This is a genomic window from Amycolatopsis dendrobii (genome assembly GCF_014145675.1).
In the GTDB taxonomy this organism is placed as follows: domain Bacteria; phylum Actinomycetota; class Actinomycetes; order Mycobacteriales; family Pseudonocardiaceae; genus Amycolatopsis; species Amycolatopsis dendrobii.
The window spans coordinates 622,784-639,837 of record NZ_JACGZW010000004.1 but is presented as its reverse complement, the minus strand read 5'-3'; the positions used below and the strand labels follow the sequence as shown (position 1 = coordinate 639,837).

Annotated in this window: 19 protein-coding genes; 11 read left to right on the top strand and 8 right to left on the bottom strand. The window is 69.0% G+C overall.

Going from position 1 to position 17,054, the window contains the following annotated elements; translation table 11 throughout:
* Positions 1-93 precede the first annotated feature (93 nt).
* The 8 genes from H4281_RS14760 to H4281_RS14725 are packed head-to-tail and all read left to right on the top strand — an operon-like array spanning position 94 to position 8,908.
* Positions 94-1,119, top strand: a complete 1,026-nt coding sequence (locus H4281_RS14760; protein ID WP_182891447.1) for an ABC transporter permease — start codon at positions 94-96, stop codon at positions 1,117-1,119.
* Complete coding sequence (locus tag H4281_RS14755) at positions 1,116-2,081, top strand: ABC transporter permease (protein WP_182891446.1); 966 nt, start codon at positions 1,116-1,118, stop codon at positions 2,079-2,081. The genes H4281_RS14760 and H4281_RS14755 overlap by 4 nt, the downstream gene beginning before the upstream one ends.
* Positions 2,078-3,085, top strand: a complete 1,008-nt coding sequence (locus tag H4281_RS14750; protein WP_220507175.1) for an ABC transporter ATP-binding protein — start codon at positions 2,078-2,080, stop codon at positions 3,083-3,085. Before H4281_RS14755 ends, H4281_RS14750 begins: the two co-directional genes overlap by 4 nt.
* Positions 3,085-4,095 carry an ABC transporter ATP-binding protein gene (locus tag H4281_RS14745; protein WP_182891445.1) on the top strand — a complete coding sequence of 337 codons (1,011 nt, stop codon included), beginning with the start codon at positions 3,085-3,087 and terminating at the stop codon, positions 4,093-4,095. The genes H4281_RS14750 and H4281_RS14745 overlap by 1 nt, the downstream gene beginning before the upstream one ends.
* Entirely contained in the window at positions 4,088-5,032 is a 945-nt protein-coding gene (locus tag H4281_RS14740) for a LysR family transcriptional regulator (protein WP_182891444.1), read from the top strand. Before H4281_RS14745 ends, H4281_RS14740 begins: the two co-directional genes overlap by 8 nt.
* Positions 5,029-6,729 carry an ABC transporter substrate-binding protein gene (locus H4281_RS14735; protein ID WP_182891443.1) on the top strand — a complete coding sequence of 567 codons (1,701 nt, stop codon included), beginning with the start codon at positions 5,029-5,031 and terminating at the stop codon, positions 6,727-6,729. The genes H4281_RS14740 and H4281_RS14735 overlap by 4 nt, the downstream gene beginning before the upstream one ends.
* Before the next feature lie 36 nt (positions 6,730-6,765).
* The gene (locus tag H4281_RS14730; protein WP_182891442.1) at positions 6,766-7,836 is read left to right on the top strand and encodes a zinc-binding metallopeptidase family protein; all 1,071 of its coding nucleotides are present in this window, start codon (positions 6,766-6,768) and stop codon (positions 7,834-7,836) included.
* A gap of 46 nt (positions 7,837-7,882) precedes the next feature.
* Positions 7,883-8,908 (top strand): LysR family transcriptional regulator, encoded by a 1,026-nt coding sequence (locus tag H4281_RS14725; protein WP_182891441.1) that lies wholly within the window; start codon positions 7,883-7,885, stop codon positions 8,906-8,908.
* On the opposite strand, the gene H4281_RS14720 is transcribed toward H4281_RS14725, so the two are convergent.
* From H4281_RS14720 to H4281_RS14705, 4 genes are all read right to left on the bottom strand, one after another.
* Complete coding sequence (locus H4281_RS14720) at positions 8,876-9,559, bottom strand: ABC transporter ATP-binding protein (protein ID WP_182891440.1); 684 nt, start codon at positions 9,557-9,559, stop codon at positions 8,876-8,878. The two genes, H4281_RS14725 and H4281_RS14720, sit on opposite strands and share 33 nt — an antisense overlap.
* Positions 9,560-9,562: 3 nt before the next feature.
* Complete coding sequence (locus tag H4281_RS14715; RefSeq protein WP_182891439.1) at positions 9,563-10,870, bottom strand: bacteriocin-associated integral membrane family protein; 1,308 nt, start codon at positions 10,868-10,870, stop codon at positions 9,563-9,565.
* A complete protein-coding gene (locus H4281_RS14710) occupies positions 10,867-11,820 on the bottom strand; it encodes a hypothetical protein (RefSeq protein ID WP_182891438.1) in 954 nt (317 codons plus the stop codon). Before H4281_RS14710 ends, H4281_RS14715 begins: the two co-directional genes overlap by 4 nt.
* A 113-nt stretch (positions 11,821-11,933) precedes the next feature.
* A complete protein-coding gene (locus H4281_RS14705) occupies positions 11,934-12,281 on the bottom strand; it encodes a lactococcin 972 family bacteriocin (RefSeq protein ID WP_182891437.1) in 348 nt (115 codons plus the stop codon).
* A 597-nt stretch (positions 12,282-12,878) separates the two neighbouring features.
* Here H4281_RS14705 and H4281_RS14700 point away from each other — a divergent pair.
* Positions 12,879-13,475 carry a TetR/AcrR family transcriptional regulator gene (locus H4281_RS14700; RefSeq protein WP_182891436.1) on the top strand — a complete coding sequence of 199 codons (597 nt, stop codon included), beginning with the start codon at positions 12,879-12,881 and terminating at the stop codon, positions 13,473-13,475.
* A 4-nt stretch (positions 13,476-13,479) separates the two neighbouring features.
* Here H4281_RS14700 and H4281_RS14695 read toward each other — a convergent pair whose 3' ends face one another.
* Entirely contained in the window at positions 13,480-14,049 is a 570-nt protein-coding gene (locus H4281_RS14695; protein ID WP_182891435.1) for a TetR/AcrR family transcriptional regulator, read from the bottom strand.
* A gap of 31 nt (positions 14,050-14,080) precedes the next feature.
* On the opposite strand from H4281_RS14695, the gene H4281_RS14690 reads away from it, so the two are divergent.
* Positions 14,081-14,518, top strand: a complete 438-nt coding sequence (locus H4281_RS14690; RefSeq protein ID WP_220507174.1) for a PaaI family thioesterase — start codon at positions 14,081-14,083, stop codon at positions 14,516-14,518.
* On the opposite strand, the gene H4281_RS14685 is transcribed toward H4281_RS14690, so the two are convergent.
* The gene (locus H4281_RS14685) at positions 14,415-15,854 is read right to left on the bottom strand and encodes an MFS transporter (protein ID WP_312872114.1); all 1,440 of its coding nucleotides are present in this window, start codon (positions 15,852-15,854) and stop codon (positions 14,415-14,417) included. The two genes, H4281_RS14690 and H4281_RS14685, sit on opposite strands and share 104 nt — an antisense overlap.
* Between H4281_RS14685 and H4281_RS14680 the strand changes: the two genes are divergently transcribed.
* The gene (locus tag H4281_RS14680; RefSeq protein ID WP_182891434.1) at positions 15,816-16,385 is read left to right on the top strand and encodes a hypothetical protein; all 570 of its coding nucleotides are present in this window, start codon (positions 15,816-15,818) and stop codon (positions 16,383-16,385) included. The genes H4281_RS14685 and H4281_RS14680 overlap by 39 nt on opposite strands.
* A 3-nt stretch (positions 16,386-16,388) precedes the next feature.
* On the opposite strand, the gene H4281_RS46200 is transcribed toward H4281_RS14680, so the two are convergent.
* Complete coding sequence (locus H4281_RS46200; protein ID WP_255750829.1) at positions 16,389-16,601, bottom strand: SDR family oxidoreductase; 213 nt, start codon at positions 16,599-16,601, stop codon at positions 16,389-16,391.
* A gap of 65 nt (positions 16,602-16,666) precedes the next feature.
* Positions 16,667-17,026, bottom strand: a complete 360-nt coding sequence (locus H4281_RS46195; protein ID WP_255751379.1) for an SDR family NAD(P)-dependent oxidoreductase — start codon at positions 17,024-17,026, stop codon at positions 16,667-16,669.
* Positions 17,027-17,054 lie beyond the last annotated feature (28 nt).

Here is a 17,054-nt window from a genome sequence, read left to right as displayed (position 1 = left end):
CTTATCGAATGCGATGCCGGTCTTCTTGCCGGAAAACGCGACCCTTCTCTAACTTTTGCCGACAGGAACGGTGAAATCCGAGGGGGTGGCCAGGTGACCGAGCTCCATGCCGCCGCGACGCGAGCGGAACCCGCACCCGGCGGCGGACCGTGGCGACGCGGCCTCCGCGCCCTGCTCGGCAACACCCGGGTCATGGTGTCCGCGGCGATCCTGGCCGTGATCGTGGCGCTGTGCCTGCTCGCGCCGCTGTACGCCAGCCACGTCTCCGGCACCGACCCGTTCGTCGCCGACCCGGTCGGCAGCACGGTGCTCAACGACGGAACCGTGGTGCCGCTGCTGCAACCAGCGGCCCAGGGCGTCGGCGTGCTGCCGATCGGTCCCACCGGACAGGCGCATTTCCTGCTCGGCGCGGACGGAGACGGCCGCGACGTCGCCGCCCGGATCCTCTACGGCGGCCGGAACACCCTGGTCATCGGAGTGCTCGCCGGCCTCGTCGCCTGTGCGGGCGGCCTGGTGGTCGGGCTGATCGCCGGATACGTCGGCGGGGCTGTCGACGGCGTGCTGTCCCGGGTCCTCGACGTCGTGTGGGCGTTTCCGGTGCTGATGCTGGCGATCTCGATTTCCGCGATCAGCTTCGCGTCCGGGATCAGCCTCGGTTTCGTCCGGGTCAGTTCCGGCAGTCTCGCACTGCCGGTCCTCATTATCGGTGTGGTCTATGTGCCTTATGTCGCGCGACCGGTGCGCGGCGCGGTGCTGTCCGTGCGCGCCGCGGACTACGTCGGCGCGGCGACGTCCTACGGCGCCGGGCACGGCCGGATCATCCGCCGGGAAATCCTGCCGAACGTGCTGTCCCGGGTGATCGTGCTGTTCCCGCTGATGGTGGCGACCGCGATGCTCCTGGAATCCGGCCTGTCCTTCCTCGGCATCGGCGTGCATCCGCCCGCCGCGAGCTGGGGCACGATCATCGAGGACGGCACGCAACTGCTGCGCAACCGGCCGCTGATGGCGATCGTGCCCGGCGCGCTGCTCGCGATCACCGTGTGCGTGCTGAACATCCTCGGCGACGCGATCCGGGACGCCTTCGACCCGAAGGCCGAACTGCGGATGCGTGCCCGGTGATCGGCTACGTCGTGCGCCGCGTGTTCTCCGCGGCGGGAGTGCTGATCGCGGTGAGCATTCTGGTGTTCCTGATCTTCTTCAAGACCCCGGGCGTCGACCCGGCGCGGCAGATCGCGGGCAAGCAGGCGACCCCGCAGGTGATCGCGCAGATCCGGACCGACTTCGGCCTCGACAAACCGTTGCCGGTGCAGTACTTCGCCATGATGAAGCGCCTGGTCATCGACCGGGACCTGGTCTCCTACACCGATCGCGGCCCGGTGCTCTCCCGCGTGGCCAAGGCGGTCCCGGTCACGCTGTCGCTGGTCGGCGGGGCCGCGGTGATCTGGCTGCTGCTCGCGCTCGGGGCGGGCACGCTCGCCGCCGTTTTCCGCGGCCGGGCGGTGGATCCGCTGCTGATGGGCCTCGGCCTGGCGGGCATGTCGCTTCCGGTGTACTGGCTAGGCGGCGTGGTTAATCTGCTCACCCAGGGCACCTGGCATGCCAGCGTCTTCAGCTGGTTGCCGGAACTGGGCTACACGCCGATCAACGTCGACCCGCTGAAGTGGTTCGGGCAGCTGCTGTTCCCGTGGATCACGCTCGCGATCGGCACCGCCGGACTGTACGCGCGCGTGCTGCGGGCCGACCTGATCGAGGTCGACCGGTCCGAGTTCGTGCTCACCGCGCGGGCGAAGGGGCTTTCCGAATCCCGGGTGCTGTTCCGGCACGTGCTGCGGAACTCGCTGATCCCGTTCGTCAGCCTGTTCGGCCTCGACCTCGGGGCCATGCTCGGCGGGGCCGCGGTGCTCACCGAGCAGGTGTTCGGCCTGCCCGGGGTCGGCAACCTCACCTTCCACTCGCTCAGCCGATTCGACCTGCCGGTGCTGATGGCGGTGACGCTGTACGGCGCGTTCGCCGTCGTGCTGGTGAACCTCCTGGTCGACCTCGGTTACGCGGCCCTTGACCCGAGGATCCGAGTGCGATGACGAGCCTGCCCGCGAAAGTCCTGTCCGCAGAAGGCCTGACCGTGGAGTTCCGCACGCGCAGCGGTTCGGTGCGGGTGGTGGACGACGTGTCGTTCGAGCTCCCTCAGGGCGAAACCCTCGGCGTGGTCGGCGAATCCGGGTCCGGGAAGTCGGTCACCATGCTCGCGCTGCTCGGCCTGATCCGCGACGGCAACGCGGTCGTCGGCGGCCGGGTGCTGTTCGACGGGCAGGATCTCCTCGCCCTCCCGCCGAAGCGGATGCGCGACTACCGCGGCAACCGGATCGCGATGATCTTCCAGGACCCGATGACGTCGCTGAACCCGGTGTACCGCGTGGGATGGCAGATCGCCGAACAGATATGCCAGCACCAGCGCATCGGCATGCGGGCCGCCCGCCGCCGCGCGGTCGAACTGCTCGACCTCGTCGGCATCCCGAGCCCGGGCGCACGCGCGCGGGACTATCCGCACCAGTTTTCCGGCGGCATGCGGCAGCGCGTGATGATCGCGATGGCGCTGTCCTGCGAACCCGACATCCTGATCGCCGACGAGCCGACCACCGCGCTGGACGTTTCGGTGCAGGCCCAGATCCTGCGCATCATCCGCGACCTGAGCGCGCGCACCGGCACCAGCGTCATCCTGATCACGCACGACCTCGGGGTGCTCGCCGGGATCGCGTCGCGGGTGCAGGTGATGTACGCCGGACGGATCGTCGAGCAGGCGCCGACCGCGCAGTTGTTCGCCCGGCCGCGGCATCCCTACACCGTCGGGCTGCTCGGCTCGATTCCCCGGCTGGACGCGCCGCGGCCGGTCCGGCTGCCGTCGATCGACGGCCTGCCCCCGCTGGCTGCCGACATCGGACCGGGCTGCGCGTTCGCGCCGCGCTGCCCGGAGGCGGAGGCGGTCTGCGTGCGGAAGCGGCCGGTACTGCTGCCCTCGGCGGTGGAGCATCTCGACGCCTGCCTGCTGCGGCACGCGTCAACGCCGGACGAAAAGAGAACCGCCTGATGTCCGCCCTCCTCAGCACCACAGACCTGGTCAAATGGTTCCCGGTACGGCGATACCGCCTTGGCCGCCCCGGTCGGCTGCACGCCGTCGACGGGGTCTCGCTGTCCGTGCGACGCGGCGAAACGCTCGGCCTCGTCGGGGAATCCGGCTGCGGCAAGTCGACGCTCGGCCGCTGCCTCGTCCGGCTGTACCAGCCGAGCCGCGGGTCGATCAATTTCGACGGCAGAGATATCAGCCGGACCGGCCGTCGCGGGCTGCGTCCCGTCCGCCGGTCGGTGCAGATGATCTTCCAGGACCCGTACGCCAGCCTGAATCCACGACGCCGGATCGGCGATTCGGTCGCCGAACCGCTGCGCGTGCACCGCCAGCCCGCGACGCGCTCGGACATCGCCGAACTCCTCGTCCTGACCGGGCTTTCCGCCGAACTCGCCGACCGGTTCCCGCACGAGTTGTCCGGCGGCCAGCGCCAACGCGCGGTGATCGCACGAGCCTTGGCGCTGCGGCCGCGGGTCGTGGTCGCCGACGAACCGGTCTCCGCGCTGGACGTCTCGGTGCAGGCGCAGATCCTGAACCTGTTCGACGATCTCAAGGAACGGCTCGGCCTCACCTACGTGTTCATCGCGCACGATCTCGGCGTCGTGCGGCACACCTCCGACCGGGTCGCGGTGATGTATCTCGGCCGGATCGTCGAACAGGCGCCGGTCGCTGAGATCTTTGCCGCGCCGCACCATCCCTACACCGCGGCGCTGCTGGCGTCGGTGCCGATCCCGGATCCGGCGGCGGGCGCGGGCTGGCGGGACACCACGCTGGCCGGGGACGTGCCGAGCCCGCTCACCCCGCCGAGCGGCTGCCGCTTCCACCCGCGCTGCCCGCGCGCCACCAGCGTGTGCCGGACTACGGAACCGGTGCTGGCCACGGAAACCGCGGGACACGACGTCGCCTGCCACCACCCGCTCGAGCCGGCGGTCCAGGCCGCGCCCGCCGAACCGGAGGCCGCTCTCGATGACTAGCGCCGAAACCGATCAATCCGCCCGCCCGACCCTCCCCCAGCTCGCCGCGCTGATCGCCATCTCCGCGACCGGTTCCTTCGCCGGCGCCGCCACCGCGCTGGGCTGCACCCAATCCGCGGTGAGCCAACGGGTCGCCAGCCTCGAACGCGGACTCGGCGTGCTGCTGGTGCACCGGTCCCGGCAGCAGCGCCGCGTCTCGCTCACCGAAGCGGGCGACACCCTGGTCGCCGCCGCCGAACAGGTCGGCGGGATTCTCTCGGTCGCGCTGAGCCAGGTGGAGACGATCCGCAAGGGGCTGAACGCGACCGTCCGGATCGGCTTGTTCACCAGCGCGAGCGAGCGGGTGATCCCGCCGATGATGGCGGCACTGCGGCGGCAGCCGGTCGACTACCGGATCGAACTGGTCGAACTGGATCAGCAAACCGAGGTCTCCCGGCTGGTGCGCAACGGGGACATCGACCTCGCCTTCGTGAAGCTGCCGATCGCCGATCCGGCGCTGCACACCGCGGAACTCCTCACCGACCCGTTCGTGCTGCTCATGCCCGCAGCCGCCGCACCGCTCCCGGCCGGACGGCTCGCCGGGCTGCCGTTGATCGGACTGCGCGGCCAGCGGGATCCGATGGAGGCCTGGGCCGCGTCCGTCGGCGCGGAGCTGAACTGGGTGCTGGAGATGGAAACCAACCACGCTGTCGAGGCGATGGTCGCCGCCGGGCTCGGCTACGGCGCGGTGCCGCGGCTCACCCTCGGCGGCCGGACCCCGAGCGTGCGAAGGATTTCCCTCGCGGGGACCGTCCCGGCGCGGACCGTCGGCATCGCTTGGCGGCGATATCACCCGCGGCTGGCGTTCATTCGCGGCGTCATCGACATCATCCAGCGGGTGTGCGCCCGTTCAGCGGAGATCCTGCCGCCGGTCGACAGTGAGGGACTGGCGCGATGAAGCGGAAATCAGCGGTGCTCGCGTCTTTGGTGCTCCTCGCCGCGAGCGGATGCGCCGTGGACGACACGCTGGACCTGACGTCGATCGCCCCCGGCGATCACGGACATCAGGGCGGGATCGAGGTCCTGCTGTCGTCCGGCAATGTCGGCACCGCGGACCCGATGGTCAACTTCTCGACCTCGTCCTGGACGCTTTTCACCGCGACCTACGACGGTCTCACCGCGTTCACCAAGTCCGGCCCGGAAACCGGCCAGCACGTGACCCCGGATCTCGTCACCGAAATCCCGAAGCCCACCGACGGCGGTCTCAAGTGGACGTTCACCCTGCGGTCCGGGATCCGGTTCAGCGACGGGCGCGAGGTCCGGCCGAAGGACGTCAAGGCGTCGTTCGAGCGGATGTTCAAGGTGCACGGTCCGACGACGTCCTCGCAGTTCGACGTCCTCGCCGGGGCGAAGGAATGCCTCGACACCCCGGAAACCTGCGATCTGTCGAAAGGCATCGCGATCGACGAGGCCACCAGGAAGATCGCCTTCACGCTGACCGAGCCGGATCCCGAACTCCCCCAGCAGCTCGGCCAGCCGCTCGCGTCGATCCTGCCCGCGGACACACCGCCGGCCGACGTCGGCTCGGACGTGTCGAAACTGCGCTCGACCGGGCCATATTACTGGGCGAGCTACGATCCGACCGACCGCGTCGTACTGAAACGCAATCCGTATTTCCGGTCGTGGTCGCCGCTTGCCGCGCCCGAGGGATATCCGGACCAGATCGTCCAGAAATTCGGCCTCGAACCGACCGACCAGATCACCGCGGTGATCAACGGACAGGCCGATCTCGCGGGCGACCAGCCGCCGCCGGACCGATTGAACGAGATCAGCCTCGACCATCCGCGGCAATTACACACCGACCAGCTCGGGCACGTCTGGTATTGGGCGCTGAACACCCGGATTCCGCCGTTCGACAATCTCAAGGCGAGACAGGCGGTGAATTACGCGTTCGACCGCAATTCGGCGGTGCTGCAGGCGGGCGGTCCGGGACTGGCCATCCCGACCTGCCAGGTCCTGGTGCCGAACATCCCCGGCTACCAGCAGTACTGCCCGTGGACGAGCAACCCGGGGCCGAACGGCCGCGGACCGTGGCGCGGACCCGATCTCGCGAAAGCGAAACGGCTGGTCGCGGAATCCGGCACCGCCGGGGCAGCCGTTTCAGTGGTACCGGGAAACAACCGGATGCATATCGCGATGGGCGAATACATGCAGACCCTGTTGACGGATCTGGGGTACCGTGCGACGCTGAAACCGATGGACGAAGGATTGCAGTACCCCTTTGTCCAGAATTCGGGAAACCGCGTCGAAGCCGCCTTGACCGACTGGTCCCAGGACTATCCGGCGCCGAGCGATTTCCTGAAAGTGCTGACGTCCTGCGCCGCGTTCGTGCCGAATTCGGACGCGAGCCCGAACGTCGGCGGATTCTGCGATCCGGCCATCGACGCCCGGATGACCGACGCGCTGCGGCTGGCGAACACCGACCCGGACGCGGCGAACGCGAAGTGGGCCGAGATCGACCGCGCGGTCACCGACCAGGCCCCGTGGGTCTCCCTGTACGTGCCGAAATGGATCGATTTCACCTCGGCGCGGCTCGGCAACTACCGGTTCAGCGGCCAGTTCGGCTTCCTGCCCGGCGTCGCCTGGCTGCGCTGACTTCTCCCGGAAATCCCCGTCCAGCAAAGGAGTGGCATGCCGAACCCCGACGGTTCCCCGCGATACGCGCCCGACGCCGCCACGTTGCGCAGGCGTCTCCTGCCGCTGCTCGCCGCGCGCGGGCCGTCGGGCTACGAGGAAGAACCAGTGCGCGCCTGGGTCGCGCTGGCGGGGGAATTCGCGGATGTGCACGTCGATCCGCTCGGCAGCGGGCACGCGGTGGTGAACCCGGGCAGCACTCCGCGGATCACCCTGATCGGGCACATCGACGAAATCGGGCTGAGCGTCAGCCACATCGACGACGCCGGACGGCTGTGGGCGGTCAGCATCGGCTGCTGGGACGCCGCGATCCTGTACGGCCAGCATGTCGTGGTGCTCGCCGAGAACGGCCGGGTGCCGGGCGTGATCGGCACCGCGCCGCCGCATCTGAACGACGGGGATTCCTCGCCCAAGATGGCCGATCTGTGGATCGACATCGGCGCCACCAGCCGGGCCGACGCGCAATCGGTGATCACCGTCGGCGACCCGGTGGTGTTCGGCGCGTCCCCGGTCGACCTGCGCAACGGCCGGATCGCCGCTCCGGCGCTGGACAACCGGCTCGGCGCGCTGGCGGTCCTCGAAGCGGCACGCGCGGCAGCAGCGGCGTCGGTCACCGCCGAGATCTCCGTGGTCGCCAGCGTGCGCGAGGAAACGAGCTACCACGGCGCGATGGGAGCCGTGTACGCGACGGAACCGAACTTCGCGCTCGCGATCGACACCACCTTCGCCAGCGACATCCCGGAGGACGGCATCGAACACAAAACCGGCGACCACCGGCTCGGCTCCGGCCCGGCGATCGGCCGCGGCGCCGTCACCGACGAACCCATGGCCCGCAGCCTGCGCACGCTGGCCAAGGAGCTCGGAATCCCTTACACCATCGAGGCGTACGGCGACGAAAGCGGCTCCGACGCCGACGCCATGGCCGCCGTCGCCGCCGGGATCCGGTGCGGCGTCATCAACATCCCGATCCGGCACATGCACAGCTCCGGCGAGGTGGCGGATCTCGCCGATCTGGCGAGCACGATCGAGCTCGCCACCGCGTTCTGCCTCGCCGGAGGGACCCGATGAGCCGCACGCGACGGGAAGCCTGAGTTCCTGGCAAGGAGGCCAGCCCATGATCGGCGCGGAACGACGGAACCGGCTCGGCCGGGTTGTGCTGGACGCCATCTGGTCCGACGGCGGCCGCCTCACGCTGCTGCAGCTGAGAGCGCTGTACGCGGTCGCGAACGAAGGCTCGTTCGCGGCCGCCGCGGTGGAGCTCGGCTGCAGCCAGCCCGCGGTCAGCCAGCGCATCGCGTCGATCGAACGGCGGCTCGGCGTCGTGCTGGTCCGCCGGACGTCCGGGCAGCGCCAGGTGCGGCTCACCGACGCCGGGATCGCGCTGGTCAACGCCGCCGAACAGGTGCAGGTCATCCTCCGCACCGCGACGAGGCACATCCAGGACATGCGCGACGGCCGCGAACCGACCGTCCGGATCGGCGTGTTCTCGAGCGTCGCGGTGCGGGTGATGCCGCTGGTGCTGGCCGCGATGCGCACCCAGCACCTCCCGTGCCGGATCAAACCCATCGAGGTCGACGACGACGTCCGCCTTCAGGAATTGCTGCGCTTCGGCGAGATCGACATCGCGTTCGTCATCTTCCCCCTGCAAAGCGGGGAAGCACACGGGCTGGAACTGTTCAGCGACCCGTTCATCCTGCTCGCGCCCCGGAACGCCCCGCTGGCCTCCGTCGACCGCGTCCGCCCGGCTGACCTGCGCGGTCTGCCCATGGTGTGCCTGACCAGCGAACAACTCGAGGTCGCCGCCGAGCTTCGCAGGCAGGGCATCGAGCCGAACTGGGTCTTCGACACGGACAAGATCCACGTCGTGGAACCGCTGGTCGCCGCGGATGTCGGGTATTCGATCGTGCCGCAACTGGCGTTGGGGCAACGGCATCCGGGCGTCACCCGGTTCTCGCTGAGCGAGATCGTGTCGCCGCGAGAGATCGGGATCGCCTGGCCGCCGCATCATCCGCGGCTCGGTTTGCTGCTCCGGGTCGCCGATGTCATCCGGGGCGTGTGCGCGGACCCGGCGCACATCCTGCCGCCGATCGACGCGCCCGGAGACGCCTCAGTGACCGCTGGCGACGCGCTCCTGCGTTGATTCCGCTGCGGGGCCGGAAAGATCCACCACCCGCGAACACCGCTCAGCCACCACCTCGTCGTGCGTCGCCACGATGATCGTCTTGCCCGCCTCGTTGAGCTTCTCCAGGAGATCCAAGACCCGGTCCCGGTTCCTGGCATCGAGCGAACCCGTAGGTTCGTCCGCCAGGACGAGATCGCACGGTTTGAGCAGCAGCCGCGCCACCGCGACGCGTTGCTGTTCGCCGCCGGACAGCGAGTGGATCTTCCGGTGTTCCGACCGGCGCAGCCCGACCTGCGCGAGCGCCTCCTTGACGCGGTCCCGCTTCGGCGTCCCCCGCTTGGCGTAGGTGAGCGCGACCTCCAGATTGTGCTCGACCGTCTCGCTGTCGATGAGCGCGAAATTCTGGAACAGATACCCCAGCCGGTTGCGGCGCAGCAGATTCGCCGCCCGCGAGCGCGGCCGCGGCGCGCGCTCGCCGAAAAGGCGGACCTCGCCTGCGTCAGGCGATTCCAGCAGGCCGAGCAGGTTCAGCACGGTCGACTTCCCGGCCCCGCTCGCGCCGGTCAGCGCGGTGAACTCGCCTGGCTCGACGCCGAGCGCGAAATCGTCCAGGACCGGGTGGAGATCGTACTGTTTCCGGATTCCGCGGAGTTCGCACAAGAATTCCATGGGTCACAGCTCCTTCAAGCGTTTGACCGTGTTCCGGCGCTCCAGGATCCGAGCGGTCACGACCACGAACATCGCCTCGATCGCCAGCGAGAGCACTGATACCGCGGTGAGTTCCGGAAGCCGGTCCAGCGGGCCCGCCGCGGCGTCGGCCGGCGACAGGGTGTTCATCGCCAGCACTGCCAGCCCGATCCCGGCCAGCACGGTTTGGCCCAGCCACGTTCCGCCCAGGGCGATCAGCAGTTCCCGGTACGAACGGGCGAAGCCGATCCCGTGGAGTCTGCGCACCGTGAGCCGTCGGCGCAGGCGGTCGGAGCCGATGAGCACGATCACCGCGGTCAAGGCGACCAGGACGAGCAGCGCCGCGCCGGCGAACACGGCGATCCGCGTGATCCCGCCGCGCACCTGGTCGAGCTGCGCGGCCATGGCCTCGTGCACGGTGACGAGATGCTGGAGATTGTCGTCGAGCTTGAGTTCCTTCAGTTTCGGACCGAGCGCGGCCAGTGTGCCCGCCGGATCGTCGCCGACGCGGACCTTCAGCCCGGTGTCCAAACCGCCGGTGATCGCGTTGAGCCGGTCGACGGCGAGGCTGTTGGCCGGGGTCATGATCTCGACGATCGGGTCGGTGATCAGGTTGCCGTGCCCGGGATTGACCTGCGGGTCGTAGCTGAACACGCCTTGCCCGGAGGCGGTCCAGACGATCCGGACGCGCTGGCTCGTGAACCGCGGCTGGTCGCCGGTGATGCGTTGTTCCGCTTGCGTCGCACCGGTGATTCCCGGACCGCCGGTGCGTGTTTCCTGAAGAAGCTGGCGGATCTGCGCTTCCCTCGGCTTGAATTGCTCGGGAACGGCGACGACCCACGCCGGGTCGTCGGCGGCGACCGTGATCGGCTTCCGCGCAGTGTCCAGGATCGGGTACTGCTCAAGGTAATGCGTGTTGACCCGGATCGGCGGCACCGGCCACCGCGACGTCGGGTCCGGCGGCGTGCCCGGCTCGTAGTTGGCGGCGTCGACGAAGAGCGCGCCTGCCCGGTCGAGCACCGGATAGAGGTCCCGGGCTTCCGCGACCGACGAGGCGTTGCCGCCGGTCTCCATTTCCTGCTGGTCGTTTCCGATCAAGCGCGGGTAGAAGACCCCGTAGCCCTGGACTTTCTCCCACGGAGACAGCAATTGCTGTTGCTTCGCCAGTTCGGAGAACTGCTGCCAGACCACCACGGCCAGCACCGCGAGGATCGCGCCGCATACCGCCTTGACCACGGCCGGTGCGGCGATCGCCAAACCGAACGGCGAACGGTGTCGCGTCCTGTGATTCACTGCAGACTTCCTTTGACGAGATCCGAAATGCGCACCCGGTGGACGACGAGCAGCCCGATGCCCAGCGTCGCCGCGAATCCGGCTGCCGTCACCGGCGCCACCGCGTACAGGAACGACGAGTCGACGCCGGGCACGACGAGGACGACCGCGGCGCACGCGCCCAGCCCCGCGAGAGTGGTACCGATCTGCATTCTCCCGACGACGTCGTACCAGATCCGCGTCGTCGGATGCCCGATCAGGCGGAGCACGCCCACCCGTTTTCCCTCGCGCAGCAACCGGAACGCAATGACCACAGTGGACGCGCCCGCCAGCAGATACGCCAGGATTCGCAACCCTGGACCGGTTTCCGACGGCTGCTCACCGCGGTTGGGCGGAGTCAGATCGGAGACCGTGACACCCGCTTCGGCCAACCGCTCGCGGACAAGTGCGAGGAAGCGGTCCGTCGCCGGTCCCGCGTCGACCACATACCGGCCGGAACTGGGCAAGAAATCGAACGCCTGACGCAGCGGCGCGAACGCGAGCTCGTACCGGTCCGCGAAAACCGCTGGGACACCAACGTTTCCACGGCTGCCCGACGTCGAAACCGTCGCTGCCCCGCTCCGCGACTCCACGGGACTCAGCCAACGTCCTTGCGCTAGAGCGAATTCGCTGAACAACGCCGTCCGATCGCCGCCGAGCAACACGTAATGCGTAATGCGCTTGCGGTCCGCTTGAGTGCTCACGGTGGTGCGCACAACCGTGGCTCCAGTCGCCTCCGCCGCTCCGGCGAGAATGCGCAGCGTCGTCTCCGGATCCGCGACCTGTGGGCGTTCCGGCCAGACGAAAGGCACTCCGACCCGGTCCGCCGCGGTCTCGCTGTGCGCTTCCTGCTCGAGAACCACGTCCATCAGGACGACCGCCGGAATGGCGAACAGGATTCCCGCGAAAAGGAGAGAGAGGATCAGTCGCACGGAAAGCTCGCTCTCGTCGCTGCTGCGTGCCTGCTGCGGTGGAGGTGCGGTGCCGGGACCCCGTCGGCCCGGCACCGCACCGTGGTGATCATGCCCGGAGCGTCAGGCCACGATCACGCGTTGGGGTTGTAGTACGTGTAGCAGGTGTAGGCCCAGCCCGCCCTGGCGTGCGCGTTGGACCAGGAACCCGCGGACGCGTACCGCTTGTCGTTGGCGGCGCCGATGGCCGCCGTCGAGCTGTGGTAGTTCCGCGGGTGGTTGTAGTTCGAGTAGCAGCCCTTCCAGACGCCGTCACGGCCGGAACCGTGGCACCAGGTGCCGCCGCCGGCGCTGCCGCAGCCCGCCGGGACAGCTTCCCGGGACGGCGACGCATTCGCGGCCGAAACGATTCCCGCGGACATGACGACCGCGAGCGAAGCGACCGAAGCCACCCTGGCGATCTTCAGAGACGCAGACCCCATTGTCATGATTTCCCCATTCTTTTTCCTGATTTCCCCTGAGCGGACCGCTCCCCTGCCCTGAGCGAAAAACATTCAGGTTCTGCCCTCGGCGCGGTAATGCGAGGACGGGAACAGCCGCGTCGTCCCCGCCGGCCCCCGACGCCGGCGGGACGTATGCGCCGGACCATTCCGGCAAGCAGGCACGGTCGGCCGGGACAGGTGCGCACGCACCCGCAGGCAACCCGCTGACCTGCGGAAACAGCTATTTCGTCACAGAGTTGTGCTCACCGAGTGCCGCGTCTCGTGCGCGGCGCGAAGAAAAACGGTGAAAACACCTGGATCCCCCTAGCGCTCGACTCCCCAATCTGACGCTGGAACAAAACACTACCGAACGTACCCGCAATCGGCCAAACGTCTTTCCGCTATGTCACTGAGATGGCGTAGCCGCTCCCGGAGCGTCGCCGGCGGTACTGCCACCCGGACCAGCCAGCGCCGCCGAATGCCGCCGCGCTCTTTCCTTCCCGGAATTCCGCGGATATCCCGCTCCCGTTTCGGAATACCGGCCGCCGCCGGACTGGTAGAATCGCCGGACAACCGCGGACAGGAAGGACCCGCGCGGTGTCACGCGCTGCAGAGCCGGAAACGCCCGTCGAGCGCCCCGGCGCCTACCGGAGCCGCTTCACCGGCGCGCTGGAGTCGCTGCTCGCGGAAAAACGCTTCCCGAAGATCACGATCGGCGACCTCGTCGGCCGCGCGCACACCTCCCGCCGCGGCTTCTACGAACAGTTCGATTCCAAGGAAGCCTGTTTGGTCGCCCTGCTCAAGGAAGCCGCCGCGACCGGCTCGGCACAGGCAGCCGCGGCGGTCGACCGCACCGCGCCCTGGCAGACGCAACTCCGCCAGCTCGTCACCGCGTGGATCGGCGTCGTCGACGCCCGGCCCGCCCCCATGCTGAGCTACATCCGCGACGTGCCGCTGCTGGACGCCCCGATCTCCGCGGACCTGAACCAGGACGCATACGTCAACGTCGCCCGCGCCATCTCGGCTGGTGCCGAATTCCGCGAGTCCGGCGGCGTTGCGCTGACGCGGACCCGCGCCCTGATCCTGTTCGGCGGCTTGGAAAAACTGGCCGAGGACGCACTGCAGCACGGTGCCGCGGTGCACGAGCACACCGAGGAAGCAGTGCGGGCCGCGATTCTTCTTGCCGCTGCGTGATATCTCAGTTCACCTGAACTGACACCGCGTCCACTAGCGTCCGATATACCTGCTGACACCGCCGAATCCGCACCGGACGCGGATCGTGGGCGATTTCCTGTCCCAGCGCGGTAAGCGATCCCAGCAACGCGACCGCGAGCTCTTCGGGACCGCCCGCCTCGCGCAGCAACGCGACAGCCGGTCCCCGCCACCACTGTTCGTCCAAGTTTCGCCACTTTTCCTGGCCCAGCACGGACGGACCGTCGACCAGCAGGATCCGCCCCACCGCCGGGTCCGCGCACCGGCGGAGAAAGAGCGAGCCGGACGCCTTGAGCCGATCGGCCGGCGTTCCCGTGCCACCGGAGCGGGCGGGCAACACCCGGTGCAGATCGGCGTGCACCTGCTCGACCACCGCGTGGAACAACTCCTGCTTGTTCTCCCAGTGGTGGTACACCGCGCCAGTGGTGGTCCCGGCCGCCGCGGCGATCTGGGCCAGCGAGGTGCCCGCGTAGCCGTGCTCGGCGAAGAGCCCGCGCGCGGCCTCGACCAGGTCGTGGCGAGTGGCCCGGGACCGTTCCTCGTTCGTTCGCCGCATCCACCTACCTAATCATGTTATGTTTCTGCGCGTGGACACGGTGCGGGCGCAGGAAATCATCGACAGCAGCCCGTTCGGGCCGTGGTGGGGTTTGGTGGTGAAGTCGGTCGAACCGGGCGTCGCGACCCTTTCCCTGCCCGCCCGTCCGGAGTTCTTCCGTCCCGGCGACGTTCTGCAGGGCGGCTGCGCCATGACGCTCGCCGACGTCACCTGCTGGATCGCGATCCTCTCCGCTCTCGGGCCCGAGGAACCGGCCGTCACGGTGAACATGACGACCGCGTTCCTCGGCGCGGCACGGTCGGATCTGACCTGCGAGTCGTCCCTGACCCGAACCGGCCGCCGGACGATCTACGGCACCGCGACGGTCACCGACGACGCGGGGCGGCAGGTGTCCCATCACACGCTGACCTACCTTCGTCCGGGGCGACAGCCGTCGACTCAGCCGGGCTCTCCCGAGCGAGCAGAGTGACAACCCCCGCGGCCACGAGCACCGCAGCGGTAACCAACGCCGTCAGCGGCCACCCGATCCGCTCAGCCGCGGTAGCACCGAACGCGGTGCCAAGGCTTCCCCCAGCGAAATACACCACCATGTAAGCACTATTGAACCGCGCAGGCGCACCAGGCTCGATCGCCAGCACCGTGCTCTGATTCGCCACCTGCGCGGCGAACAGCCCCGCGTCAAACAGCGCCAAGCAGATCAACGTCGAAACAGTGCTGGGCAAGGCAACGGCAAGCACCGCGCTGGAAACTCCAGCAAGGCCCAGCCCGCAAAGGACAACCCGACGGGCCCCCACGCGATCAGTCCACGCACCCGCGATTCGAGTGGCCAACATCCCGAGAATGCCAGCAAAAGCGTACAACCCGATCTGCTCGGCAGTATACGAAAAGGGCGGCCTGGACAGAGCAACCGCGATCCCAGACCACACCGCACAGAACGCGAAGAACCAAAGCGTCCCCCGAACCGCCGCGAGCCGAAGCACCGGATAGCGCAGGTATAGCCCCGGAATCGTGCGCAACGTGGCGAGGTAGCCACGATTGTTCCCACCGGACACCGAAGGAAGCACGAGCAGCACCGCCACCGCGACCACCGCGCATCCGGCAGCGAGAACGCCCAGCATCGCGCGCCAGCCAAGCAGGTCGGACAGCCAACCGCCGACGATGCGGCCCGCGAGGATGCCCGCTGAGATCCCAGCGGTGACGATTCCCAGCGCGGTGGCTCGCCGGTCCGGGCTCGCTAACCGAGCGGTCACTGAACTCAGCCCGGCGCCTGCCGACGAGCACGCACCGAGCACGCCGAGCACCAAGCCGAGCAACCAGACCTGGCCGACCATCGCGTTCAGCCCCAACGCGACCGCGAGCGCGCCGAACTGCGCCGACAGGACGTAGCGCGGCGGAAACTGGTCGACGAGCGGCACCAGCAACGCGAGTCCGCACAGGTAGCCGACCGGTCCGCAGGCGAGTGCGACGCCGACCGAGCCGAGCGACGTGCCGAGTGCTCCGCCGACCTCGGCGATCGCGGGCTGCAACGGGTAGATGGCCGCGGTGCCCAGCGCGGCGGCGAGTGAAATGAACCAGACGACGGGGCCGCGAATGTGATCCGAATGCACGGGTCGAGCGTAGAAAGGGCGGAGCGGGAAACGCTGGCGAAAAACCGCCATCACCCGAAGCACCGGACAAGGCGGCGCGGTTGTGGGACGATCGAGTTCCATGACGATCCCACCGCGGGCGCCGCGCTCCAGACAGTTGCCGAGCCGACCGGCCGGGTCATGACCGGCGAGCGGGCGCGGCAGATCGACGTCAGCCACCTTCCCAGGGACGTCGTGGACCTGATCGACGCGCTCGGGCCGGGCGAAAACCTGATCCTCACCAGGGACGGCGACCCGGTCGCGACGATCTCCAGCGCCGGCCGCGCGCCCGAACCGCCGCGGACGGACTACGACGACGTGACCGTGGTCGCCACCGCGATGAAGCTGTCGGCCTCGGCCCGGATGTCGCTGTCCGCCGAACTCGGCTCCGACTACCTCGTGCTGGACCTGCACTCGGCGCCGGCCACCGCCGACGTGCTGCTCGTGCCGCCGGTCAGCCCGCAGCTGATCGGCGGCCTCCGGGCGCAGTTCCCGAAGGCGCGGGTCGTGCTCGCCGAGGTCGAGGACGCGGAGCTGGGCGTCAGCTACCACGGACCGGTCCGGCGGCTGCTCGACGCCGGCGCGGAGACCTACCTGACCTCGGCGAACGTCCCGCATCTGGCGCGGCAGCTCGACCACGCGGTCACCCAGCGGCAGCAGCTCGCCGGCGGGGCGGCCGCGCCGCTGGAGATCAGCCCCGCGGACTCGTGACCGCTACCGGCCGACGCCGCCGGACACGTCGAGTTGCGTGCCGGCGATCCAGCGAGCGTCGTCCGAGGCGAGAAAGGCGACCGCGTCCGCGATGTCCTCGACCTCGCCGATGCGGCCGAGCGCGGTCCGGCTGAGGTTGTGTTCCAGGTTGTGCGGGACTTCCAGCAGCGCTGCTGTCAGGTCGGTCCGCGGGTAGCCGACCCCGACGGAATTCACCGTGATCCCGCGGGGAGCCAGGTGCTAGGCCAGGGTTTGGCTGAACATGTCGAGCGCGCCCTTGGTCATCGGATACGCGATGCCGTCCGGCGCCGTGACCCGGTGGCGACCGACGAGACGGCGATGATCCGCCCGCCGTCGCGCAGCCGGGGCAAGAGTCGCTGAGGCAAGAAGAACGGGGCTTTGACGTTGACCGCGAACATTTCGTCGAATTCCTCCGGGGTGAGGACCTCGATCGGCCGGTGCAGGAGGTAGCGGCTGGCGTTGTGCACCAGGATGTCGAGGTCTGTGTCCAGTGCGGCGGTGAGGGCCGCCGCGTCATCGGGAACGCCGAGCTCGGCACCCAACGGAAGGCCCGGTCGCCTGCCTCGTTGATCGCAGCGACCGTCTCCCCGGGCAGCGGTCTCGTTGCGGCCGTAGTGCACCGCGACCAAGGCGCCATCGCGAGCCAGG

Bases quoted from the DNA above. Each gene is read 5' to 3' on its own strand.
- H4281_RS14735 (WP_182891443.1), top strand. From the start codon at position 5,029: ATGAAGCGGAAATCAGCGGTGCTCGCGTCTTTGGTGCTCCTCGCCGCG.
- H4281_RS14745 (WP_182891445.1), top strand. From the start codon at position 3,085: ATGTCCGCCCTCCTCAGCACCACAGACCTGGTCAAATGGTTCCCGGTA.
- H4281_RS14725 (WP_182891441.1), top strand. From the start codon at position 7,883: ATGATCGGCGCGGAACGACGGAACCGGCTCGGCCGGGTTGTGCTGGAC.
- H4281_RS14695 (WP_182891435.1), bottom strand. From the start codon at position 14,049: ATGCGGCGAACGAACGAGGAACGGTCCCGGGCCACTCGCCACGACCTG.
- H4281_RS14750 (WP_220507175.1), top strand. From the start codon at position 2,078: ATGACGAGCCTGCCCGCGAAAGTCCTGTCCGCAGAAGGCCTGACCGTG.
- H4281_RS14705 (WP_182891437.1), bottom strand. From the start codon at position 12,281: ATGGGGTCTGCGTCTCTGAAGATCGCCAGGGTGGCTTCGGTCGCTTCG.
- H4281_RS14680 (WP_182891434.1), top strand. From the start codon at position 15,816: ATGACCGGCGAGCGGGCGCGGCAGATCGACGTCAGCCACCTTCCCAGG.
- H4281_RS14730 (WP_182891442.1), top strand. From the start codon at position 6,766: ATGCCGAACCCCGACGGTTCCCCGCGATACGCGCCCGACGCCGCCACG.
- H4281_RS14740 (WP_182891444.1), top strand. From the start codon at position 4,088: ATGACTAGCGCCGAAACCGATCAATCCGCCCGCCCGACCCTCCCCCAG.
- H4281_RS14720 (WP_182891440.1), bottom strand. From the start codon at position 9,559: ATGGAATTCTTGTGCGAACTCCGCGGAATCCGGAAACAGTACGATCTC.